The following is a 23,719-nucleotide window of genomic DNA, read 5'->3' as shown; positions in this document are numbered from 1 at the left end:
CCCGCCTCCGCGCCCGTCATCGTCTGCCGCCCCTGGCGCCCCGACCGGCCCGGCCGCGGAACTCCTCGAACTCCGGAACGTCCCCCTCCGCGATCCGCCGCCATGTGGCCTCGAACAGCGCCTCCACGGGCCGGTCCGGCACCACGAACCCCGGCAGGTCCCACGGCAGCAGCGCCGCCTTCCAGGTCTCCGAGGGCAGCCGGGGCGCCGACTCCTCCTGCCAGCCGCCCGGCAGGAACAGCGACCGGCCCGCCCGCGCCCGCTTGGCCTCCACCACCAGATCGGTGGCGGCCAGCGCCGCCCGCGCCTTCTTCAGCCGGGCCGGCTTCCAGCCCGTCCACTCCGCCTGGTGACGGTCGGTCGGATCCGGCAGCGCGAGCAGCATCAGATACAGCGCCGCCGGGTCCTCCGCGAGCCCGAACCGCTCGCTCACCCGCGCCACCAGCTCCGGCGCCACCCGCAGCGGATCCTGCTGCGCGCCCGGCGGACCGTCCGCCGTGACCAGCTCCATGAACTCCGCGCTCAGCAGCGTCCGCAGCGCCTCCAGCGCGGGCGCCCGCCCGGCGGTCGCCGCCAGCAGCTTCAGATCGGGATGGTCGGAGCCACCGCCGTCCCCGGCTCCACCCTGCGCCCCAGGCAGTACGGCCGACGGCCGCAGCCACACCGCGTCCCACTCCCGGGCGTACGGCGCCGGGGTCAGCACCAGCGCCGCCGACAGCTCGAACAGCTCCTTCTCGCCGGCGCCCCGCTTCGGCCCCAGGCCGTACGCCTCCCGCAGCCGTGGCGACACCGGGTCGTAGGCGTCGTCATGCTCGGCGCCCACATCCATCAGCAGACCGGGGTCGGCGAGCCGCTCCCGCAGCATGCGCGCCGTCACCGGCAGCACCGCCCGCAGCGGATCGCTGTACGGCAGCCGGTACGCGAGCCAGCGCAGCGCGTCGACCGCGGACGTCAGCGACGTACCCGTCAGCAGCCGGTCCGGGTCCACCGGCTCCAGCCCTCCGTCGACCCTCTTCTGTTCCGTACGGCCGGTGAGCGCCGGCCACCGCTGGGGGTTGAGCACCAGGCTCACCGCACTGGCGTCACCGGCCTCGGTCACCACCCCCTTGACCAGCGCGGGAGGGATCACGCGCCGCTTGCCCAGCGCCGCGATCCAGCCGTCCGCCAGCGGCTCCACCGCGAATCCGGTGGTCCACAGATCCGCCACCCGCTCCGGCTCCCCGGGCAGCAGCAGCCCGGTGAACTCCCGCCGCTGCGCCACGCTCAGCCCGCGCAGCGTGTCCGTCGCCATCCGGAGGTCGGCGCTCTTGGCACCCAGCGGCGCCAGAAACGCGGCCGGCACATCGGCCTGCCCCTGATAGCTGTCCGGCGCGGGCGAGCCCAACTGGACCAGGGCTCCGGTCAACGGAGTGATCCCGACACGGTCCGCGAAGTCCACGCCCTGCTCCGGGCGGTACGGCAGCGGACCGCGCTCGCCCACCAGCTCCAGCAGCCGGCGCACCGCGGGGGCCCGCACCGGATCGTCCGCCGCGCCCAGCACCTCGGACTCGACGACCACGCAACCGCCCCAGCCGCCAGCGCCATTGCCGCCGCTGCCGCCATCGCCGCCGTCCCAGCGGCCGAAGACACCGGCCGGGTCGTACTCGACGCAGTGCCAGAACGCGTCCTGGTCGTCGAACCGCAGCCGGCCGAGGACCAGCAGCCGCCGCGCTCCCGCGTGCCGCGCCGTGCCCGCGAGTTCCATCGAGGCGCTGCCGGGAATCCGCAGCTCCACCGCGCGCAGCCGGCCGCGCGGATCGATCAGCGGCGCGTCCCCGTCGACCTCCACGGCCAGCGCCGCGCCGAGGAACTCCAGCAGCGCCGCCCGGTGTTCGTCCGTGGTCAGGGGTGAGGCGGCGCGCAGGGCGAGCGCCGTCAACCCGGCCCCGCAGAGCGTCACCCACCCCTGGTTGCCGTCCCGCAGGGCCCGGAACCCGGGGGCCGCGTCCGGCGCCAGCACCTCCGGCAGCCGCCGGACCTGTTCGAGGACGGTCGACTCCGTGCTCGTCCCGTACCGGTAGTAGTGGTACGTGCGCGTCGCGAAGCCGCGGAACACCGTGCCCAGCACCTCGTCGAACGCGTGCCGGACCGGCTCCTCCTCCGCGCCCGTCCCGCCCCGCCCGTCGGCCCCGGCCTGCTCGGCGAGGGCCGTGAGCCGCCGGCTGTGCCGGGCGGCCTCGTCCAGCAGCCCCGCCACCCCCGCGATCAGCCCGGGATGACCGATCCCCGGCAGCAGCCGGCGTACGGCGTCCGGCGCCTTCGTCCCCCCGACGACGGCGGCCAGCAGCGCCGCCGCGTCCGCGTCGGTCACCGCGCGCAGCGCCGCCGACCCCCGCTCGTCCCGCGCGCGCAGCGCGTGCCAGTGGTCCAGCGGCGGTACGAACGGGGTGCCCGCCGCGTACACGTCCTCCCCGCCGCCGCTCCCGACGGACGCCAGGAGGACGCCGTCGGCGTCGTACAGCGAGACCGTCCCGTGGTGTCCGCGCGACTCCCGCGGATACAGCGCCGCCCCGCCCGGCAGCCGCAGCGGCGGCACGGGCAGCCCCTGGGCGAAGCTCTCCGCCCGAGAGCCGTCCGGCAACGGCACGGCCGGACTGCGGCTGCCGTCCACCGAACACGCCGTGAACGTCCGCTCCTTCGGGTCGTACACCACCCACCAGCCCAGCAGCCCGTTCGCCGAGCCGAACGGCGACCCCTCCAGACCGGGCTGTACGGGCAGCAGCCGGCACGCCTGCCGCACCAGCCGGACGCCCTCTCCGGTCACACCGGAGCCGAGGGCCGAGTCGAAGAAGGCGGGCACGGACACCCGGCCCCTGCGGGCCGACTCCGGGTCGTACTCCCACCATTCGTTCTCGTGCAGCACCCAGAGGGAGACGCCGTCCGAGGCGACCGGCCGCCGCTCGGCGGCGAAGGACGTGTCGCCCGCGTGCACCGGCCTGCCGCCGTAGCACCGGCCGCCGCCCGGCAGAGCGAGGGACGGCCACGGTGTCGAACCGCCGTTGCCCGGGAGCGTCCCCGAGGGCGGGAAGGCGTCGGCGGGACGCCCCGACCACACGGCCCGCCGGTCGTCGCCGAACCCGTTCGAGATCAGCCACTGGCCGTCGACCAGACCGAACACCGGGGTGTCCCAGCTGTGGGTGTCCTTCGCCGGCAGGGTGAGGACCCGCTCGTCGAGGACGGACTCCGGCCCCACGGCCGCGACCCGCGTCCCCACCCGCAGCAGCAGCGCGGGCCAGGCGTCCGCGACCTGATACCACTCGCCACGGCCGCCGCGCCGCCCCGACGTCCGCGGGTTGACCGCGCCCAGGTTCGGCAGCGCCTGCTCCAGCGCGGGCCAGCCCAGCTCGTCGAGGATGCCCGCGCGCAGCGTCCTGGCCAGCGCGGGGGCGGGCGACACCGCTGTGATCCGGGCGACCGGCTCCGGCGCCGTCGCCAGCACGGACGGCGCCGAGAAATGCGACAGCCGGGTCAGCAGCCCGTCCAGCTCGGGCAGTCCGAGGGGCCGCGACAGATCGTCGGCCCGCTCGCCGAACCAGTCCGCGAGCACACCGCGCAGCGCCGGGGTCCTGACGATCGCGGCGAGATGGACCGTGGAGTCACCCGTGTCGGCCGCCTGCTCGACGCCCGCGCGCAGCACCCGCGCGAACCGCGGATCGGCGGCCAGCGCGGCCAGATCGCGGGCCCCCTCCCGGGTGTCCGTCAGCCAGGCGGTCAGATCCAGATGCCGGTCCTCCGGAGCCGGCCCGGCGACCGGCACCCCCCAGGCCAGACAGGCGTCCAGCAGATCGAGATCCACCTTCAGCCGCCAGCCCCGGCCGGTCAGCAGCCGCACCGGCGTGCCCTCGGCCACCAGCCGGTCCACCAGCTTCTCCACCACGGCCAGTTCGGCCGGCATCCGCTTGCCGTCCCGCCAGCCCCGCTGCCGGTGCGCGGCCCAGCCCGACAGCCACCCCGCCGCCGGTACCGTCCCGTCCCTCAGCAGCTCGAACGCCCCGCACCGCGCCAGCAGATCCAGCCAGGACGCGTCGAACTCGGCCGGGCTGTCACCTCCGGTGGCGGGCAGCAGCCCGAGCAGCCGCTCCCGCACCGACCGGTCCTCGGCCGCGAGGACCGTCAGCGCCGGGAGCGCGCTCTTCCAGAAGCTTCCCGCCGCGCGGTTCATCGGGCCGGTGTGAATGATCTCCGCGAGCAGCGACCGCTCCTCCGCGCCGGCGTCCAGCCCCGCGCCCTTCGCGAGGCGCCGCAGATCCTCCAGCATCCCCGCGTACGGCGCGAGTCCGGCCGCACACCGCTCCAGGGACACCGCCTTGAACTGCCCGTACGCCTCCGCCGCCGACAGCCGGACCGCCAGCCCCTTCGCGTGCTCGCGCAGCGCCTTGCCGCTCAGCGCGCCCGCGCCGGCGAACTCCAGGAAGACCTCGCGCAGCCGGTCCTCGTCCACCTCCAGCGCGTGGCGCTGCTCCGCCGCCCGCGCCTTCCCGAAGAACACCGACGCCTGCTGCCGGGAGTCCGCCGCCAGGAAGAGCCGCGCCACCTGCTCGTAGTAGGTGGGCAGGAAGTGCGGTACGGAACGGTCGAGCCGCTCGCCGATCTCGTCGAACCCCTCCTTCGCCAGCCCCGGCTTGGTGGCGACGAGCCGGGCGAGCCGCTCCATCTCCTTGACCACGGCCAGCGCGTGGTGTCCGTGCGCCGGATCGTGCACGAGCGCCCAGGCCGGGAATCCCAGCGACTGCCGCTTGACCCGGCCGACCCCGGCCGCCGAGGCCGGGCCGAACCCCAGATACTCCAGGGACAGATCCTCGGCCGCGCCGATCGCCTCGGGCACCAGCCGCACCACCGCGCGCCCGTCCAGCGCCGGATGCCCGTACGTCCGGGCGGTCAGCACATCACCCGCGCCGGCCGCTTCCGCGCCGGAACCGGAACCGGAGCCGGGGCCGTCGCCCGGGCCGTTGCCGGTCCCGATCGGCAGTACCGCCCCCGCGTCCAGCAGGGCCGACGGATCCATGTCCGCCCGCCGTACGTCTCGTCGTCCTACCTCGTTCACAGCGCCCCCTCCTCGTCGTTCTCCACCACACGGCCCGCGAACACCAGCGCGGCCATCCGCTCGCCCTCCGACCAGGCGACCGGCCCCACTTCGGCGAGCGGCAGCCGCCGCCCCGCCGTGTCCCGCCACTCCAGCGCCCCGGTCAGCGTCTCCGCGTCGGGGTAGTCGTCCCCGATCCAGTACGCCGCCTCCAGCTGCCGGCCGTCCTCCACCAGCGGGCACACCGTCTGGCCACCGCGCACCCGGTACCCGAGCGAGACCGCGCGGGCCGTGGCGTGCCGCAACTGCGCGAACTTCCCGTTGGCGTACGTACGCCACACCGTGCCCCCGGCCCCCGCCGACGGCGTCCCGGACGGCGTCCCCGACGGCTCCTCCGGCCCGGGCCGCCGCCACACCTCGCGGAACAGCTGCTCCGCGCCCTGCTCGACCCCCAGCTCCGCCGCGAACTCCCGCAGCTCCAAGAGGTCTTCGAGCAGCACCGGATGGGGTATCAGCACCGCCCCCACCTCCAGCGGGTCCCACCACACCGAGTCACCGTCCAGATCGACGATTCCCAGCCCCCGCGCCGGCTCCGCGTCGCGCAAAAATCCCGCCCGCGCGGTGTCCGCGGGACCGTCCCCGGACACCGGAGCGACGACCAGGTCCCGCAGCACCGACCGCCAGGCCGGGTCCGGCCACACCCGCGCCAGCAGGGCGACCGGGACCGGCAGCGAACGCACCAGCCACATGTCCACCTGCTCACGGCACTCCCGGTCGTGCCGCTCCAGCCACTCGGCGAGCTGGCGCAGCCGGACCACCTCCGCGTCGTCCCTGAGCTTGGCGGGCACCTGCTTCAGCGTGCGTCCCGCCGCGTTCCGGCACAGCACCCGCGTCCCGTCCAGCGCGACGGCATACCCGCCCGATGTCTCGATCCAGCCCATGGCAGGACCCCTCCCCAACGTTCTGGTTCCGAACTTCCATCACAGTAAGTGAGGGGTCTGACAATGCCCCCGGACCGCCTGTGAGCTGGTGGAAAAGACCCGTCACCGCCGCGCAACGGCCCGGCAATCAGCACCCGGCACGATCGGTGCATGACGGAGCCGGCGCACGACCGCGGAACTCCCCTCGCCCGTACCACCGCCCAACTCGGCCCCCAGCTCGGTCAGCTCAGCCAGGTCGCACGGAACGGAACCCGCCGGACAATGCACAGCGACAGCCCCGCCCTCGTCCTGGTCGCCCACGGCAGCCGCGACCCGCGCACCCCGCGCGCCGTCGCCACGCTCCTCGACCGGGTCCGCGAACTCCGCCCCGGCCTGGACGTACGCCTCGGCCACATCGAGCTGAACGAACCGGCCCTGCCCGACACCCTCGCCGCCCTCGGCGCCGGCCGCGCCGTCCTCGTACCCCTGCTGCTCGGCCGTGGTGTGCACATCAAACGGGACCTGCCCGCGTTCGCGGCCGACGCCGCCCGGCTGGAGACGCGGATCGCCGGCGCGCTCGGCCCGCACCCGCTGCTCGTCGAGGCGCTGTACGACCGGCTCACCGAAGCCGGCTGGCACACCTCCACCCGCGCCCACCCCCGCGGCGGCGACGCCGTCGTCCTCGCCGCCGCGGGCTCCCGCGACCCCGAGTCCGCCGCCGACACCCGGCGTACGGCGGCGCTGCTCAGCGAACGGCTCGGCGGGGTGCCGGTCCTCGCCGCGTACGCCTCCGCCGCCTCGCCCACCGTCCCCGAGGCCCTGCGCGCCCTCGCCGCCCGGGGCCACCACCGCACCGCCGTGGCCTCGTACTTCACCGCTCCGGGATACTTCGCCGGCCGCGCCGCCGCCGCCGCGCCCTGGATCGCCGCCGCCCCGCTCGGCGCGCATCCCGCGCTGGCCCGGCTGGTCCTCCACCGTTACGACGAGGCGCTCACCACGCCGTACCCGAAGCGGGCCCGCCGCCTGCTCACCTCCGCGTAAACACCACAAGCCCGTCAACACCACGCGCCCGTCGCACCACGCGCCGGTCAACACCACGCGCCCGTCCCTCGCGTACCTCCCGTACCGGTTACGGTCGGTGCATGGCAGGCAAGACAGGCAAGACAGGCATGGCGAGCACGGCGGACACCCCGTACGACGACGTCTCCACCGAACGCTGGGCCCCCGAGCCCGACAAACGCCCTGGCCGCACGGCGTTCCAGCGCGACCGCGCCCGCGTGCTGCACTCCGCCGCGCTGCGCAGACTCGCGGGCAAGACCCAGGTCGTGACGCCCGGTTCCTGGAGCCGGGAGTGGGACGCCAGCCCCCGCACCCGGCTGACCCACTCCCTGGAGTGCGCCCAGGTGGGCCGCGAACTGGGCGCGGCGCTCGGCTGCGATCCGGATCTCGTCGAGGCCGCGTGTCTCTCGCACGACATGGGCCACCCGCCGTTCGGCCACAACGGGGAACAGGCGCTCAACAGTTTCGCCGCCGACTGCGGCGGCTTCGAGGGCAACGCCCAGTCGCTGCGGCTGCTCACCCGCATTGAACCGAAACGCTTCGTTCCGGTTCCCGGCGGAGTCGCCAGCGTCGGCCTCAACCTCACCCGCGCCGCCCTCGACGCCGCCACCAAGTACCCGTGGCCGCGCGGCGCCCACCCCACCGACCCCGCCTCGGTGAAGTTCGGCGTGTACGAGGACGACCTGCCCGTCTTCGCGTGGGTGCGCGAGGGCGCGCCGGCGGACCGTGCCTGCTTCGAGGCGCAGGTCATGGACTGGTCCGACGATGTTGCCTACTCCGTCCACGACTTCGAGGACGCCCTGCACGCCGGGCACGTCGACCCCGCGGCGCTCGCCTCCGAGGACGAGCGCAGCGGTATCTGGGCTGCCGCGATCGGCCGTTACGTACCGGCCGGCACCGATCCGCAGGAGCTGGCCGACGCGCTCGACCGGCTGGTGCGGCAGGAGTGGTGGCCGCACGGCTACGACGGCTCCGCCCTCGCCCAGGCCCGCCTCAAGGACGCCACCAGCCAGCTCATCGGCCGCTTCTGCGAAGCGGCGGAGAACGCGACCAGACAGGCGTACGGCACGGGCCCGCTCACCCGGTACGCCGCCGAACTCGTCGTCCCGCGCGAGGCCCGCCACGAGTGCGCGGTCCTCAAGGCCGTCGCGGACCGCTACGTGATGCAGCGCGCCGAGCAGGAGACACTCCGCGCCGATCAGCGCGTCGTTCTCGCCGAGCTGGCCGAGGCGCTCACCGCCCGCGCCCCCGAAGGGCTCGACCCGCAGTTCCGCGCGCTGTTCGACACCGCTCTTGACGACCGCGCGCGCAAACGCGTCATCGTCGACCAGATCGCCTCGCTCACCGACGCGGCGGCCCGCTCCCTGCACACCACCCTCACCGGGCACCCCTGAGACATTCCGCCCGCTCATGCCTCATGGCTCCGGACGCGGGCATATACGAAAGTAGCCGGATCACGACCCCTTTTCGGGGCCGTGGGACAGCCCCGCGGAGCGCTCCCCCTTTCGCCGTCGGCCTCCGTGCGGGACGCTCGCAGATGGCGGCAGCGCGAATTGGAGGCATCAAGTGGTCGACGCACACCGGACATTTGTCATCGTCGGCGGCGGGCTGGCCGGGGCGAAGGCCGCGGAAACCCTGCGCGCGGAGGGGTTCACCGGCCGGGTGATCCTCATCGGTGACGAGCGCGACCACCCCTATGAACGTCCGCCCCTGTCCAAGGGCTATCTGGCGGGCAAGGACGGCCGTGACAGCGTCTTCGTACAGAAGCCCGCCTGGTACGCCGGAACCCAGGTCGAGCTGCACCTCGGCCAGACCGTCACCGCCGTCGACCGCGACACCCACCGGGTCCTCCTCGGCGACGGCACCTCCCTGCGGTACGACAAGCTATTGCTGGCCACCGGCGCCGAGCCGCGCCGGCTCGACATCCCCGGCACGGAGCTGGCGGGCGTCCACCACCTGCGCCGCCTCGCCCACGCGGACCGGCTGCGCCAGGTGCTGTCCGCCCTCGGCCGCGACAACGGCCATCTGGTGATCGCGGGCGCGGGCTGGATCGGGCTGGAGGTCGCGGCGGCGGCGCGCGGATACGGCGCCGAGGTCACCGTCGTCGAGGCCGAGTCCACCCCGCTCCACCAGGCCATCGGCCCCGAGCTGGGCCAGCTCTTCACCGAGCTGCACCAGGACCGGGGCGTACGGTTCCACTTCGGCGCCCGGCTCACCGAGATCACCGGCCAGGACGGCATGGTCCTGGCGGCCCGCACGGACGACGGCGAGGAGCACCCCGCGCACGACGTCCTCGCCGCGATCGGCGCCGCGCCCCGCACCGCGCTGGCCGAGGCCGCCGGGCTCACCCTGGCCGGCCGGTCCGCGGGCGGCGGCATCGCCGTGGACGCCTCCCTGCGCACCTCCGACCCCGACATCTACGCCGCCGGCGATGTGGCCGCCTTCCCGCTGACCGCCCATGGCGCCCCCGGCGGCCTGGTCGTACGCGTCGAGCACTGGGCGAACGCCCTCAACGGCGGACCGGCCGCCGCCCGCGCCATGCTCGGCCAGGACGTGACGTACGACCGTATTCCCTACTTCTTCTCCGACCAGTACGACCTGGGCCTGGAGTACTCGGGCTGGGCCCCGCCCGGCTCGTACGACCAGGTGGTGGTGCGCGGCGACGCGGGCAAGCGCGAGTTCATCGCCTTCTGGCTCAAGGACCGCAGGGTGCTCGCCGGGATGAACGTCAACGTCTGGGACGTCACCGCGGACATCCAGCGTCTGATCCGCTCCGGCGCGCCCCAGGATCTCGACGCCCTGGCCGACCCGAATGTCCCGCTGGCCGCACTCGGCACCTGAGACCGCGGCCGGGCACTCTCCGCGCCCTCTCCGCGCACGGTCCGGTGTGTCGGTGCGGGCCCGTAGAATTCACGCGTGGCAGGCAGGATCAACGATGACGACGTGAAGGCTGTTCGGGACGCGGTCCCGATCGACGCCGTCGTGTCCGAGTACCTCCAGCTGCGCAGCGCCGGCGGCGGCAACCTCAAGGGCCTCTGCCCCTTCCACGACGAGAAGTCCCCCTCCTTCCAGGTCAGTCCGAGCAAGGGTCTCTTCCACTGCTTCGGCTGCCAGGAGGGCGGGGACACCATCGCCTTCGTCATGAAGATCGACCACCTCTCGTTCTCCGAGACGGTCGAGCGGCTCGCCGCCCAGGCGGGCGTCACCCTCCGGTACGAGGAGGGCGGGTACAACCCGTCGAGCCAGCGTGGCGAGCGCACCCGGCTCGTCGAGGCGCACAAGGCCGCCGCGCGCTTCTACACGGAGCAGCTCGCCGGGGCCGAGGCCGAGATCGGCCGCCGGTTCCTCGCCGAGCGCGGCTTCGACCAGGCGGCGGCCGAGCACTTCGGCGTCGGCTACAGCCCGGCCGGCTGGGACCACCTCACCCGGTTCCTGCGCGGCCAGGGCTTCTCCGACAAGGAGCTGCTGCTCTCCGGCCTCTCCCAGGACGGCCGGCGCGGCCCGATCGACCGCTTCCGCGGCCGGCTGATGTGGCCGATCCGCGATATCTCCGGGGAGGTCGTCGGCTTCGGCGCGCGCAAGCTGCGCGACGACGACAACGGCCCGAAGTACCTCAACACGCCCGAGACCGCGATCTACAAGAAGTCCCAGGTGCTGTACGGCGTGGACCTGGCCAAGAAGGACATCGCCAAGTCCAGCAGGGCCGTCGTCGTCGAGGGCTACACGGACGTGATGGCCTGCCATCTGGCCGGGGTCACCACCGCCATCGCCACCTGCGGCACCGCCTTCGGCGGCGATCACATCAAGATCCTCCGCCGGCTCCTCATGGACAACGGCAGCGCGCGCGTGATCTTCACCTTCGACGGTGACGCGGCCGGTCAGAAGGCCGCGCTGCGCGCCTTCGAGGACGACCAGAAATTCGCTGCCGAGACCTATATCGCCATCGCCCCCGACGGCATGGACCCCTGCGAGCTGCGGCTCGCCAAGGGCGACCAGGCCGTCGTGGACCTGGCGGAACCGCGTACGCCGCTCTTCGAGTTCGCCATCCGCCAGATCGTCTCCCGCTACGACCTGGAGACCCCGGCGGGCCGCGCCGCCGCGCTCGACGAGGCCGCGCCGATCGTCGCCCGGATCAAGAACGGCTCCTCCCAGCACGAGGTGGCGGTGCAGCTCGCCGGCATCCTCGGCATCCTCGACACCCAGTTCGTCGTCAAGCGCGTCGCCCAGGTGGCCCGCTGGGCGCGCGACCGCGGCGGCCGGGGCCCGGCGGGCGGCCCGGAGGACCGCCGTACGAGGCAGCAGCAGCCGCAGGAGACCGCGCGGCCCCCCGGCCCGGCCGGCCCCGCGCTCACCCTGCGCAGCCCCGCCCACCGCACCGAGCGCGAGCTGCTCAAGCTCGCCCTCCAGCGGCCCGAGCTGGTCTCCCCGGCCTTCGACGCCTACGGCGAGGACGAGTTCACCGCCGCGCCCTACGCCGCCGTACGCCGCGCCGTCGAGGAGGCGGGCGGCGCCGAGTCCGGGCTCCAGTCCGCGCCCGAGTATCTGGCCCGGGTCCGGGAGGCCGCGCCGAACGACCAGGTGCGCGCCATGGTCACCGAGCTGGCCGTCGAGGTGTTCCGCGGCAAGACCATCGACGAGATCTACGCGGGACAGCAGCTCGTCCAGGTCCGGCTGCGCGCCGTCGACCGCCGTATCCAGGACATCACCGGCACCCTGACCCGGCTGGGCACCCAGTCGGACCCCGACCACTACGCGGCCGTGCAGAAGGATCTGTGGATCCTCCAGCAGTACGGCCAGGCCCTGCGCAACATCGGCGCCGACGCGCTGTAGCCCGGCGCCGCCATCGCACCCGGCGGCCGCCGCGCTGCCGTGCGACCGCCGGGGCGCGGCCGTCGTGGCCACCGCCCGGGGGTAACAGCCGGGTTACGTCCGGAGCGCAGAAAGTCACCGCACGCCCCTCGTGGCGGCGACGCGCCGTACCGCACACTGGGGGCGGTGCCTGAGTTCTTCGGAGTGCGGCCCGGCCGCCCCCGTCCCGCCGCCGCGACTCCCCCGAGCGGCGGCGATCACCCTGGAGGTCGCCCCCCGTGCACACCCAGTTGCTCACCGAGCACCCCGTGGAGGAGCCCCTCGTGCCCGAGCCCACGGGACGCCGGGGCGGCGGCCGTGCCGACACCGGCGGGCCCTCGTCGGATCTGTTCCGGCAGTATCTGCGGGAGATCGGCCGTATACCGTTGCTCACCGCCGCCGACGAGGTGGAGCTGGCCCGCCGTGTCGAGGCGGGGCTGTTCGCCGAGGAGAAGCTGAGCCGTACGCCCGATCTGGACTCCCGGCTCGCACTGGACCTCGACCGGCTCGTCGTCCTCGGCCGGATGGCCAAGCGCCGGCTGATCGAGGCCAATCTGCGGCTCGTCGTCTCCGTCGCCAAACGCTATGTGGGCCGCGGGCTGACCATGCTCGACCTCGTGCAGGAGGGCAATCTCGGCCTGATCAGGGCCGTCGAGAAGTTCGACTACGCGCGCGGCTACAAGTTCTCCACATACGCGACCTGGTGGATACGCCAGGCGATGTCCCGCGCCCTGGCCGACCAGGCCCGGACCATCCGGGTCCCGGTCCATGTGGTCGAGCTGATCAACCGGGTCGTCCGGGTCCAGCGCCGGCTGCTCCAGGAGCGCGGCCAGGAGCCCACGCCCGAGGAGATCGGCGGCCAGCTGGAGCTGGACCCGGCCCGGGTCCGGGAGGTGTTACGGCTCGCCCAGGAGCCGGTGTCCCTGCACACCCCGGTGGGGGAGGAGGACGATGTCGCGCTCGGGGACCTGATCGAGGACGGCGACGCCGCGTCGCCCGCCGAGTCCGCCGCCTTCCTGCTGCTGCGCGAGCACCTGGACGTGGTGCTCGCCACGCTCGGCGAGCGCGAACGCAAGGTCGTCCAGCTGCGGTACGGACTGGACGACGGGCGGCCGCGCACCCTGGAGGAGATCGGCAGGATCTTCGGCGTCACCCGCGAACGCATACGCCAGATCGAGTCCAAGACCCTCAGCAGACTGCGCGACCACGCCTTCGCCGACCAACTGCGCGGCTACCTGGACTGACCGGAAGCCACGCCCGGACCCGCAAGCCGCACCCGCAGCCGCGCCCGTACCCGCAGCCGCGCCCTCTCGGAAGAGTCCCCTCAGTCCACCTCGGCCACGGCCTGCGCGAACTGCGCCGCGTACAGCCGCGCGTACGACCCCTCCGCCGTCAGCAGCTCCTCGTGCGTGCCCTGTTCGACGATCGCGCCCTCCTCCATCACCAGGATCACGTCCGCGTCCCTGATCGTGGAGAGCCGGTGCGCGATGACGAAGCTCGTACGGCCGTGGGCCAGCCGCGCCATCGCCTTCTGGATCAGCACCTCGGTCCTGGTGTCCACCGAGCTGGTCGCCTCGTCCAGCACGAGGATCACCGGGTCGGACAGGAACGCCCGCGCGATGGTGATCAGCTGCTTCTCGCCGGCGCTGACGCCCGCGCCGTCGTCGTCGATCACCGTGTCGTAACCGTCCGGGAGCGTCCGTACGAACCGGTCCGCGTGGGCCGCCCGGGCCGCCTCCTCGATGTCCGCGCGGGTCACCTCGCGCGAGGCGCCGTACGCGATGTTCTCCGCTATCGTGCCGCCGAAGAGCCAGGTGTCCTGGAGCACCATGCCTATCCCGGACCGCAGCTCCTCGCGCGACATCCGCGAGATGTCCAGCCCGTCCAGGGTGATCCGGCCTCCGGTCACCTCGTAGAACCGCATCAGCAGATTGACCAGCGTGGTCTTCCCCGCGCCCGTCGGTCCGACGATCGCGACCGTCTGGCCCGGGTCCACGGAGAGCGACAGATCGTCGATCAGCGGCTTCTCCGGGTCGTAGCGGAACGACACGTTCTCCAGCGCCACCCGCCCCTGCGGCTCGCGCAGCCGCTCGATCGACGGCGCGTCGGGCTCCTGCTCCGGCGAGTCCAGCAGCTCGAAGATCCGCTCGGCCGACGCGACCCCGGACTGCACCAGGTTCGCCATCGAGGCGACCTGGGTCAGCGGCATCGAGAACTGCCGCGAGTACTGGATGAACGCCTGTACGTCACCGATCGACAGCGTGCCCGAGGCGACCCGCAGCCCGCCGACCACCGCGACCAGCACATAGTTCAGATTGGAGATGAAGAACATCAGCGGCTGCATGATCCCGCTGTTGAACTGGGCCTTGAAGCCCGCCTCGTACAGCTTGTCGTTCTGCTCGCGGAACGCCTCCGCCGACTCGTCCTGCCGCCCGAAGACCTTGACGAGGGAGTGCCCGGTGTACATCTCCTCGATATGGGCGTTCAGCGTGCCGGTGACCTTCCACTGCTGGACGAACTGCGGCTGCGACCGCTTGCCGACCTTCGCCGCCACGAACACCGACAGCGGTACGGTCACCAGCGCGACCAGCGCCAGCAGCGGGGAGATCCAGAACATCATCCCCAGCACACCGATGATCGTCAGCAGCGAGTTGATCAGCTGGCCCATGGTCTGCTGCAAGGTCTGCGAGATGTTGTCGACATCGTTCGTCGCCCGGCTCAGCACCTCGCCGCGCGGCTGCCGGTCGAAGTACGACAGGGGCAGCCGCGACAGCTTCGCCTGGACCTCCTCGCGTATCCGGAAGACCGTCTGGTTGATCACCCGGATGGAGAGCCGCGTCGACACCAGCATCAGCAGGCCCGCGCCCACGTAGACCAGCAGCGCGACCAGCAGCACCCGCCCCACGGCGTCGAAGTCGATGCCCTGCCCGGGGGTGAAGTCCACCCCGGAGAGCAGATCGGCGAGCCCGTCGTCGCCCTTCGCGCGCAGCGCGTCGACGGTCTGGGCCTTGGTGGCGCCCTCGCCGGTCTGCCGGCCGACCACCCCCGCGAAGATCAGGTCGGTGGCCCGGCCCAGGATCTTCGGGCCGACGACCGACAGGGCGACGCTCAGCACCCCCGCCCCGAGCATCCACCACAGCGTGGTCCGCTCCACGGTCAGCAGGCGCAGCAGCCGCTTGCCGGACCCCTTGAAGTCCATGGACCGCTCGGTCGAACCGGCGCCGGCCATCATCATGCGTCCGCCAGGACCGCTCATCAGGCCGCCTCCGCCTCGGTCAGCTGGGAGAGGACGATCTCCCGGTATGTCTCGTTCGACGCCATCAGCTCGTGATGCCGCCCCGACCCGACGACCCGGCCCTCGTCGAGGACCACGATCCGGTCGGCGTCACGGATGGTGGAGACGCGCTGCGCGACGATCACGACGGTCGCCTCCGCGGTCTCGTGCGCCAGCGCGCCGCGCAGCGCCGCGTCCGTGGCGTAGTCGAGCGCGGAGAAGGAGTCGTCGAAGAGATAGATCTCCGGCCGCCGCACCAGCGTCCGCGCGATCGCGAGCCGCTGCCGCTGGCCGCCGGACACATTGGTGCCGCCCTGCGCGACGGGCGCGTCGAGTCCGCCCTCCAGGCTCTCCACGAACTCCTTCGCCTGCGCCACCTCCAGCGCGTGCCACAGCTCGTCGTCCGTCGCGTCGGGGTTGCCGTACCGCAGATTGGTCGCGACCGTGCCGGAGAACAGATACGGCTTCTGCGGTACGAGGCTCACGGTTTTCGCCAGCAGCACCGGATCGAGCACGCGCACATCCTGCCCGTCGACCAGCACCTGTCCCTCGGTGGCGTCGAACAGCCGCGGTACGAGCCCCAGCAGCGTCGACTTCCCGCTGCCCGTCGACCCGATCACGGCGGTCGTCTCGCCGGGCCGGGCGACCAGCGACACCTCGCGCAGCACCGGCTCCTCGGCGCCCGGGAAGCGGAACTCCGCGCCCCGGATCTCCAGATGCCCGTGCCGCCGCAGCTCCCGCACCGGGTTCTCCGGCGGGACGACGCTGGAGCGGGTGTCCAGCACCTCCTCGATGCGCTCGGCGCACACCTCGGCGCGCGGCACCATCATGAACATGAAGGTGGCCATCATCAGGGCCATGACGATCTGCATCAGATACGCGAGGAACGCGGTCAGCGCCCCGATCTGCATCCCGCCGCTGTCGATGCGGTGCGCGCCGAACCAGACGACGGCGATCGACGACAGGTTCACGACCGTCATCACGGTGGGGAACATCAGGGCCATCAGCCGGCCGGTCGACAGCGCGACATCAGTCAGCTCGGTATTGGCGCCGCGGAATCGTTCCTTCTCGTACTCCTCCCGGACAAAGGCCCTGATCACCCGGTTTCCGGTGATCTGCTCGCGCAGCACCCGGTTGACGGTGTCCAGCCGCGTCTGCATGGTCCGGAACAGCGGTCGCATCCGCTTCACGATGAGCGTCACACAGATACCGAGCACGGGAACGACGGCCACCAGCACCCCCGAGAGCGGTACATCCTGGCCGAGCGCCATCACGATCCCGCCGACACACATGATGGGCGCGGACACCATCAGCGTGAACGACATCAGCACCAGCATCTGTACCTGCTGGACATCATTGGTGGTACGCGTGATCAGCGAGGGGGCCCCGAAGTGCCCCAGCTCGCGCGCGGAGAAGCTCTGCACCCGCCCGAAGACGGCGGCCCGCACATCCCGCCCCAGCGCGGAGGCGGTGCGCGCGCCGTAGAAGACGGCACCGATATTGCAGAGGACCTGGACCACACTGACGGCGATCATGATGCCGCCGAACGCCAGGATGTAGCCCGAGTCCCCCTTCACCACACCGTTGTCGATGATGTCGGCGTTGAGCGTGGGCAGATAGAGGGTGGCGCAGGTTTGCAGGAGCTGGAGCGCTACCAGCAGGATGATCGGTTTTTTGTACGGAGCGAGGTGGGCTCGCAGCAATCGTAGGAGCACGCGGAGTCTCTCGGGGTCGGCTCGGAGGCGGTCGGCAAGATCTGGGGTCCGCCCCCATCTTGCGGCACCGCGCCGGTGGAACCCCAAGGGTTTATGTCCAAAGGAGAGTCAAGAACGCGACGGGACACCCGTCACCCAACGGGCCCGAAGGCTCCCGGATGGACCTGCTCGCGCGTGGCCGTGTACTGCTGCCTTACGGCCGTCCCCACCGCCGCGTCGTCCCCCGGCTCGAAGACCTGGGCCGCCGCGCCCTGCCAGGCCGGCGGGGTGTGCGGGGCGAGCGTCCCCCGCGAGACGCCGAGGGCCCACGCGGCCTGCCGGGCCGCGCCGATCGCCGCGTAGTCCGCGGGCTGCGGTACGACAACCTGCGCGCCGAAGATCGCCGGAGCCACGGCCTGGACGGCGGGCAGCTCCGCAGCGGCCCCCAGGAGGAACACCCGGCGCACCTCCACCCCCCGCGCGCGCAGCACGTCCATCGCGTCCGCGAGCGAGCAGAGCATGCCCTCGAACGCGGCCCGTGCCAGATGCTCCGGCTTCATCGACTCGCGCCGCAGCCCGGTCAGCGTGCCGGCCGTGTGCGGCAGCTGCGGGGTCCGCTCGCCCTCCAGATACGGCAGGAACACCAGCCCCGAGGAGCCCGGCGTCGACTTCAGCGCCAGCGCGGACAGCTCGGCCAGCTCCGCCGTACCGAGTAGCTCCGCCGTACCGCGCAGGGCTCTGACCGCGTTGAGCGTATGGACGACGGGCAGATGCATGCCGGTGGCGTCCGCGAAGGAGGTGATCAGCCCCGACGGGTCGGCCGCGGCCTCGTGGTGCACGGCCATCACGGATCCCGAGGCGCCGAGGGACACCACGGCGTCCCCGGCCGCGACCCCGAGCCCGAAGGCGGCGGCCATGGTCTCCCCGGTGCCCGCCGAGATCAGCAGCCCCTCGGGGGTGGTCCCCGCCGCGTCCGCGGGACCGAGCACGTCGGGCAGCGCCGCCCGGTGCCCGAGCGCCAGCTCCACCAGATCCGGCCGGTACGCGCCCGTACGGGCCGACCAGTAGCCGGTGCCGGACGCGGCGCCCCGGTCGGTGGTCCGCCGGGCCGGCCGGCCGAGCAGCTGCCAGACCAGCCAGTCGTGCGGCTGCATCACCAGCGCGGTGCGCTGCGCCGCCGCCGGTTCGGTCCGCGCCATCCAGCGCAGCTTGGACACGATCTGCCCCGACTGCGGTACGGATCCGACGGCGTCGGCCCACGCCTGCCGGCCCCCCAGCGAGTCCACCAGATCGGCGGCGGCGACCTGCGCGCGCTTGTCATTGCCGACCAGCGCGGGACGTACGAGATTGCCCTGCCGGTCCAGCGGCACCATGCCGTGCTGCTGCGCCGAGACGCCGATGGCCTGGACCCCCTCCAGCAGCCCGCCGGACGCGGCCTCGCCGAGGGAGAGCAGCCAGACCTGCGGGTCGACCTCCGTGGCTTTGGGCTCGACCGGATGCGGGGCGTACCCCTGGCGCAGCACGGCGCCCGTGTCGGAGTCACAGACCACGACGCGTGTGAACCCGGACGAACTGTCCAACCCGGCGACTATTCCCATGACACCCGATTCTGCCGCACGCGCGGCGACACGCGGCACGACGAGCGCCGCCGGTCACGAGCACCGTCAGGTGTTGCTGGTGCCCCAGTCGTCCTGCCCGTTCTGGCTGCGCTCCCGCAGCGACCGCACCCGCTGGGCGACGGAGCCGGGCAGTTTGTCCCCGAGCCGGTCGCCCACCACGCCGTTCACCGAGTGGTACGCCTTGCCCGCGTACGCGCGACCGGTCTGCGCGGCGGACTCCGCGGCGTTGCGCACCGCCGGATTCTGCGACACCTGGCGCGCCGATTTCTTGAGCTGTTCGTAACGCTCGCGCCCGGCGCGCGTCCCCAGCACATACCCACAAGCGAGTCCCGCGATGAACGTGAGGCGGTACCGCATGGCTGCCACCCTTCTCTCTCTGCGTCCGAGTCCCCGGGGCCCCTCCCCGTGCCTCCGCCTACCCCGTCCCACCCGGGCTCACCCGACGTGACCCGGCCCGATACCGATTGGCGGAGCACCCCCCTGCTTGCGCTAATGTATGTGTCGCAGCGAACGCGCGCCGCTCGGGAGGACCGGGAAGGGTACGTTCGGTGCGAAACGCAGCAATCCCCTGTAGCTCAATTGGCAGAGCAGCCGGCTGTTAACCGGCAGGTTACTGGTTCGAGTCCAGTCGGGGGAGCGCGGTCCCCTGTAGCTCAATTGGCAGAGCATTCGGCTGTTAACCGGAGGGTTGCTGGTTCGAGTCCAGCCGGGGGAGCAAGCAATACGAGAAGGACCCTCCGGGGTCCTTTTTCGTATGCCCACCCCCGCCAAGGTTCCCTCGTACGAACGTACTTGGCCCCGCACGGAACCGATCGGCGCGTGACGAAGTCCTCAAGGTCAAGCGAAGCCGACCATCCGAGGCAGGAGATCGTATGACCGGCTATGCTGCGGCAGACGGGCGCGCACACATGTACGCGACGCGCCGTTGGGGGCGGTAGCTCAGCCGGTTAGAGCAGCGGACTCATAATCCGTCGGTCCTGGGTTCGAGTCCCAGCCGCCCCACCAGAAGTAGACGTGCAGGAACGTTCTGACCTGCACGTTAACCGACGTTCCTGGAGACCTCGGGGATCTGACGGTCCGGCGTGTCATCGCCTCACGGCTGTGGGGACGGATTCGGGACGCGGGCCGGGGCGGCATGCGTTCGCTGCGCCCGTCGGTCTCGCCAGCTCTCGTAACAGCGCGAGTTGGTCGCTGTTCCGGAGTGCCGCGAACGGACTGGACGGGACGTCAGCCCTCACCTTCCTGAGCTTCTTGAGCTTCTTGAGTCACCGCGCCGTAGGGGGCGATGCCGGGGCGGGGCGGCAGGGGGTGCCGGTGTCCAGGGATGTGGTGGCGTTGGCGATGACCGCGTCGAGCCTGTCTCGGGTGCGGGTGAGGTCGGCGATGTGCTGGTCGATGTGGCCGCGTTCCACGGTCAGGCGGTCGAGGAGTTCGGGGGTGGCCTTGCCGTCGATGACGCAGGGCGTGAGTTCGGCGATGGTCTTGCTCGACAGGCCGGCGGTGAACAGTTCTCGGACCAGAAGGATCCGGGCGACCGCGGATTCCGGGTAGTGGCGCTGGCCGGTGTCGCTGCGCTCGGCCGTGAGCAGGTGCTGCTCCTCGTAGTACCGCAGGGCCCGGGTGCTGACGCCTGTGCGGCGGGCGAGTTCCCCAATGCGCATTCCGGGCTCCATGTGATCTACGCCGCAACGACTTGCCTTTGACGTCAACGTCAAGTTTTAGCGTAGCTGCCATGCCCCGGCGGCTTTCGACCCCGCCACCCGCACCGGAAAGAAGCACACACGTGACCACCCACCCCCACCGGACGACCGGTCTCACCGGCCCCCCTCCCACCCCGGCCGTGACGGTCAGGCCGATCGTGCTGCCCGCCCCCGAGCGCGGCCAGGACCTGCACGTACGCGTTTCCGCACCGCTCACGGGCACGCGCCTGCCGATCGTGCTCTTCGCGCACGGATTCGGGTCCGACCTGGACGGCTACGCGCCGCTGGTCGACCACTGGGCCTCTCATGGCTTCGTGGTGATCCAGGCCACGCATCTCGACTCCCAGCGGGTCGCCCTCGCCGCGGACGACTCCCGCAGGCCGCATCTGTGGCGCTACCGCGTGCAGGACATGAAGCACATTCTCGATGAGCTCAAGACACTGGAGGCATCCGTGCCGGGCCTGTCCGGCCGGGGCGACCACGGCCGTATCGTCGCGGCGGGCCACTCCTTCGGGGGCCAGACCGCCGGCATCCTGGTGGGTCTGCGCGTCACCGACCCCGGGACCGGTATCGCCGACGACCTGTCCGACTCCCGGGTCATGGCCAGCATCCAGCTGGCCACGGCCGGCGCGGGCGGCGACGGACTGACCCCTTTCGCCCACGAGAACCTTCCCTGGCTCCGCGACCAGGACTTCTCCCACATCACCGCCCCCGGGCTGGTGGTCGCCGGCGACAAGGACGATCTCCCGCTCACCACCCGAGGAGCCGCCTGGACACGCGACCCCTACACCCTCAGCCGCGGCAACAAGAGCCTGCTCACCGTCTACGGCGGCGAGCACTTCCTCGGCGGTATCTCCGGCTACCGGGCAGCGGAGACCACCGACGAGGACCCCGGCCGTGTCGCCCTCGTCCAGCAGGTCACCCTCGCTTACCTGCGCCACATCACCGGCATCGACCACACCGACTGGCAGACGGCCCGATCCGTCCTCACCGACGCCCACGCGCTGGGGCGGCTCGACAGCAAGTGACCCCCGGCGGTTGAAAGCCGGTGTCCCTCCCGTTTCGGGTGTTGTCGTCGTCACCGCACGGGGCGGCCAGGCCGATGACCAGCCCGTGGGCTTCACCTGCCAGTCGTTCGTGTCGCTTGGGCGGCCTGATGGACAGGGAGAACGCGTCCATGCCCACGACTTTCGAACTTGTCGAGGTCGGCCCGCGCGACGGCCTTCAGAACGAGAAGAACCCGCTCGACGTCGGTACTCGGGTGGAGCTGATCAGGCGTCTGGTCGGCCAGGGCGCCCGCCGTATCGAGACGGTCAGCTTCGTCCGGCCCGACCTCGTCCGACGCGCTGCCCCTGGCCGGCATCCGGGTCGTCCAGCTCGGCAACTTCATCGCCGCCCCCACCGCGGGCCGCCTGCTGGCCGACTTCGGCGCCGAGGTCATCAAGATCGAGCGGCCCCGCGGCGGTGACGAGCTTCGTAACTGGCGCCTGTTCGAAGGCGATACGTCGATGCTGTACCGCACCATCAACCGGAACGAGAAGTCGATCGCGCCGGACCTGCGAACCGGCGAAGTCCGGGCCATGGTCCTGGAACTGGTCTCCTGCTCCGACGTCCTCATCGAGAACGTCGGTGTCTCCATCGGGGACTCCATCGCCGGTCTCTACGCCGCGTTCGGTGTCGTCATGTCGCTGCTGGACCGCACCACGCGCAAGAACTACGGGCACGTTCCATGGACGCCCATGGAACGGCACATCGACGTGTCACTCCACGAGGCCGTGTTCTCGATGACGGAGTCCCTCGTTCCCGACTACTCCGCCCACGGCGTCCTTCGGGAACGCACAGGCGGCCGGATGCAGGGCCTCGCACCCTCCAACGCCTGCCCCTGCGTCGGCGGCGACTCCGTCTTCGGCCGTTACATGGAGGCCATCGGGCGCCCCGGTCTGCGCGACGACCCCAGTCTGGCGACCAACGCCGGCCGCTGGACCCGACGGGACGAGCTCGATCACGCCATCGAGGCGTGGACGAGTCGGCGCACCCGCGACGAGGTCCTCGCCGTCCTGGAGGCCGCCGGAGTCCCGGCCGGGCCGATCCATACCGCGAAGGACATCGTCGGGGACGCGCAGTTCGCCGCCAGGGGCACCGGCCTCTCTCCGCGCGTACCCGAACCCATACGTCCCCGAGAACCTGCCGGGTAGCGGCCAAACCGCACGCGTCACCGGTCCTCCACGCCATCAACTATCTGCTCGGTGACCTCGACCCGAAGTACCTGACGACGCTCCGGGCGAAGGGCGGCCTTCAGTCCTACCCGTCACGCCTCAAGGACCCCGACACGGTCGACTTCTCCACCGGCCGGTCGGAATCGGCGCAACAGCGGCGCTGTGGGCGGCCGTCGCGCACCGCTACCTCGCGTCCCAGTTCCCCGGAACGCCGCCCGTGCGAACAAGCAGGCACTGCCCCGGGCCACGGAGTCGGGTGAGGGCAGCGCGATGGGGACGGTTTTTGGGCCGGCGGACGTGGAGCAGGGCACCGGATGCTCCAGGCGTTACGGGTGTACGGAGAGCACACGTCGGACGGTGTCACCCGCTCATGCGTACCGATGCCGCCTGCCCCTGTTGCAGTACGCCCCTCGGCTCCTCTTCCAGCCGGCCGGTGTGCAGATAGGGGCAGTCGGCGTCTGGCTTCTCCGCCTCCGTAATCATGCCGTCGAGCCGTTTGCGTACGCTCCGCAAGTCGGCCATCTGGCGGTCGATGCGGTCCCGTTCGGCGGCCAGCAGCTCCAGCAGTTCGGGGGATGCCTCGCCCGAGTCTGCGAACGGCAGCACCTCGCGGATGGTTCTGCTCGGCAGTCCCGCGGCGTAGAGCTGCTGGATCAGACGCACTCGTTCGACGGCGCTGTCCGGGTACTGGCGCTGTCCGCCCGGGTTGCGGGTCGCGTGCAGCAGGTCGTGCTGTTCGTAGTAGCGCAGCGACCTCACACTGACACCCGCCTTCGCGGCGACCTCTCCGATGCGCATTCCGGCCTCCTCGCTCGGCCCGGCCCAGGGACTTGCACCTGACGCCGACGTCAGGTTCTAGCTTAGCGAATGCCGGTACACGCCGCGCTTTCCAACCCTGGAGCACCCCCATGACCAGCGATTTGTCCGTCGCCGACCGCAACCGCGAGATCGTCCGCAAGGTGTACGAAGTCGCCGACAGCGGCGCCCTCGGTGAACTGGGCACGTATCTGTCCGACAGCTACACCCTGGTCCGGCCCGCCGGAGGCCCGGTACCGGGGCAGTGGAACGGGTCCGATGCCGACGCCGCCCTGGGGCGGCTGTTCCCGATGGTGGGCACCCGCAGTGTCACCGTCCGCGAGATCGTTGCCGACGGCCCGAACCGCGTCATCGGCCTGGTCGACGCGCATGGCGTCAATCCGGCCGGTGAGTCCTGGACCATGCCCGTCGCCGAACTCTTCTGGGTCGAGGGCGGCAAGGTCACCGAGATCCGGCCCTACTACTGGGACCTCGTCGAGTTCCGCCGTATCGCCGGCATGGACTGAACGCC

At 72.1% G+C, this 23,719-nt stretch carries 15 protein-coding genes, 3 tRNA genes and 2 pseudogenes; 12 read left to right on the top strand and 8 right to left on the bottom strand.

The annotated features are described in order from the left end of the window. Nucleotides 1–16: 16 nt before the first annotated feature. Together DVK44_RS08425 and DVK44_RS08420 are read right to left on the bottom strand one after the other, a co-directional pair. On the bottom strand, nt 17–5,083 hold the full coding sequence (locus DVK44_RS08425; protein ID WP_162793721.1) for a hypothetical protein: 5,067 nt from the start codon (nt 5,081–5,083) through the stop codon (nt 17–19). Beyond that, a complete protein-coding gene (locus DVK44_RS08420; protein WP_114659083.1) occupies nt 5,080–6,003 on the bottom strand; it encodes a DUF4132 domain-containing protein in 924 nt (307 codons plus the stop codon). The genes DVK44_RS08425 and DVK44_RS08420 overlap by 4 nt, the downstream gene beginning before the upstream one ends. Nucleotides 6,004–6,153: 150 nt before the next feature. Here DVK44_RS08420 and DVK44_RS08415 point away from each other — a divergent pair, with 150 nt between their 5' ends. The 5 genes and pseudogenes from DVK44_RS08415 to DVK44_RS08395 form a co-directional block, all read left to right on the top strand. Beyond that, a complete protein-coding gene (locus DVK44_RS08415; RefSeq protein WP_114659082.1) occupies nt 6,154–7,023 on the top strand; it encodes a sirohydrochlorin chelatase in 870 nt (289 codons plus the stop codon). Between the two features lie 101 nt (nt 7,024–7,124). Then, nucleotides 7,125–8,435 carry a deoxyguanosinetriphosphate triphosphohydrolase gene (locus DVK44_RS08410; RefSeq protein WP_181957427.1) on the top strand — a complete coding sequence of 437 codons (1,311 nt, stop codon included), beginning with the start codon at nt 7,125–7,127 and terminating at the stop codon, nt 8,433–8,435. A gap of 172 nt (nt 8,436–8,607) precedes the next feature. Continuing rightward, nucleotides 8,608–9,882, top strand: coding sequence for an NAD(P)/FAD-dependent oxidoreductase (locus DVK44_RS08405; RefSeq protein WP_114659080.1), 1,275 nt, complete (start codon nt 8,608–8,610; stop codon nt 9,880–9,882). A 75-nt stretch (nt 9,883–9,957) separates the two neighbouring features. Continuing rightward, complete coding sequence (gene dnaG / locus DVK44_RS08400; protein WP_114659079.1) at nt 9,958–11,871, top strand: DNA primase; 1,914 nt, start codon at nt 9,958–9,960, stop codon at nt 11,869–11,871. A 305-nt stretch (nt 11,872–12,176) separates the two neighbouring features. Further along, nucleotides 12,177–13,133: pseudogene (locus DVK44_RS08395) on the top strand (RNA polymerase sigma factor); the annotation flags it as partial. 80 nt (nt 13,134–13,213) lie between these two features. Here DVK44_RS08395 and DVK44_RS08390 read toward each other — a convergent pair. The 4 genes from DVK44_RS08390 to DVK44_RS08375 form a co-directional block, all read right to left on the bottom strand. Continuing rightward, a complete protein-coding gene (locus tag DVK44_RS08390; RefSeq protein WP_114659078.1) occupies nt 13,214–15,145 on the bottom strand; it encodes an ABC transporter ATP-binding protein in 1,932 nt (643 codons plus the stop codon). Then, nucleotides 15,145–16,878 (bottom strand): ABC transporter ATP-binding protein, encoded by a 1,734-nt coding sequence (locus DVK44_RS08385; protein ID WP_114659077.1) that lies wholly within the window; start codon nt 16,876–16,878, stop codon nt 15,145–15,147. The genes DVK44_RS08390 and DVK44_RS08385 overlap by 1 nt, the downstream gene beginning before the upstream one ends. Nucleotides 16,879–17,009: 131 nt before the next feature. Then, complete coding sequence (locus tag DVK44_RS08380) at nt 17,010–18,455, bottom strand: FGGY family carbohydrate kinase (protein WP_114659076.1); 1,446 nt, start codon at nt 18,453–18,455, stop codon at nt 17,010–17,012. Nucleotides 18,456–18,521: 66 nt separating this feature from the next. Then, a complete protein-coding gene (locus tag DVK44_RS08375) occupies nt 18,522–18,833 on the bottom strand; it encodes a YtxH domain-containing protein (RefSeq protein WP_114659075.1) in 312 nt (103 codons plus the stop codon). A gap of 207 nt (nt 18,834–19,040) precedes the next feature. Between DVK44_RS08375 and DVK44_RS08370 the strand changes: the two genes are divergently transcribed. The 3 genes from DVK44_RS08370 (at nt 19,041) to DVK44_RS08360 (ending at nt 19,481) form a co-directional block, all read left to right on the top strand. Further along, nucleotides 19,041–19,113, top strand: a tRNA-Asn gene (locus tag DVK44_RS08370). A gap of 5 nt (nt 19,114–19,118) precedes the next feature. Then, nucleotides 19,119–19,191: transfer RNA gene (locus tag DVK44_RS08365), tRNA-Asn, on the top strand. Between the two features lie 213 nt (nt 19,192–19,404). After that, nucleotides 19,405–19,481, top strand: a tRNA-Ile gene (locus tag DVK44_RS08360). Nucleotides 19,482–19,741: 260 nt separating this feature from the next. Here the strand turns inward: DVK44_RS08360 and DVK44_RS08355 are convergent. Then, a complete protein-coding gene (locus DVK44_RS08355; RefSeq protein ID WP_114659074.1) occupies nt 19,742–20,137 on the bottom strand; it encodes a MerR family transcriptional regulator in 396 nt (131 codons plus the stop codon). Between the two features lie 122 nt (nt 20,138–20,259). On the opposite strand from DVK44_RS08355, the gene DVK44_RS08350 reads away from it, so the two are divergent. From DVK44_RS08350 to DVK44_RS36990, 3 genes and pseudogenes are all read left to right on the top strand, one after another. Continuing rightward, nucleotides 20,260–21,204, top strand: a complete 945-nt coding sequence (locus DVK44_RS08350; protein ID WP_228447046.1) for an alpha/beta hydrolase family protein — start codon at nt 20,260–20,262, stop codon at nt 21,202–21,204. Between the two features lie 318 nt (nt 21,205–21,522). Beyond that, nucleotides 21,523–22,371, top strand: coding sequence for a CaiB/BaiF CoA transferase family protein (locus tag DVK44_RS08340; RefSeq protein WP_114659072.1), 849 nt, complete (start codon nt 21,523–21,525; stop codon nt 22,369–22,371). Beyond that, a pseudogene (locus tag DVK44_RS36990) lies at nt 22,365–22,600 on the top strand (pyruvate dehydrogenase); the annotation flags it as partial. The gene DVK44_RS08340 and the pseudogene DVK44_RS36990, both read left to right, overlap by 7 nt. A 152-nt stretch (nt 22,601–22,752) precedes the next feature. Here DVK44_RS36990 and DVK44_RS08330 read toward each other — a convergent pair. Next, on the bottom strand, nt 22,753–23,190 hold the full coding sequence (locus DVK44_RS08330; RefSeq protein ID WP_114659071.1) for a MerR family transcriptional regulator: 438 nt from the start codon (nt 23,188–23,190) through the stop codon (nt 22,753–22,755). A 110-nt stretch (nt 23,191–23,300) separates the two neighbouring features. Between DVK44_RS08330 and DVK44_RS08325 the strand changes: the two genes are divergently transcribed. Further along, the gene (locus DVK44_RS08325) at nt 23,301–23,714 is read left to right on the top strand and encodes a nuclear transport factor 2 family protein (protein ID WP_114659070.1); all 414 of its coding nucleotides are present in this window, start codon (nt 23,301–23,303) and stop codon (nt 23,712–23,714) included. Nucleotides 23,715–23,719: the final 5 nt, after the last annotated feature.

The sequence above is a fragment of the Streptomyces paludis genome, assembly GCF_003344965.1.
GTDB lineage: Bacteria > Actinomycetota > Actinomycetes > Streptomycetales > Streptomycetaceae > Streptomyces > Streptomyces paludis.
Note: the sequence above shows the minus strand (reverse complement) of the source record. Positions and strands in the feature narration are given on the sequence as shown.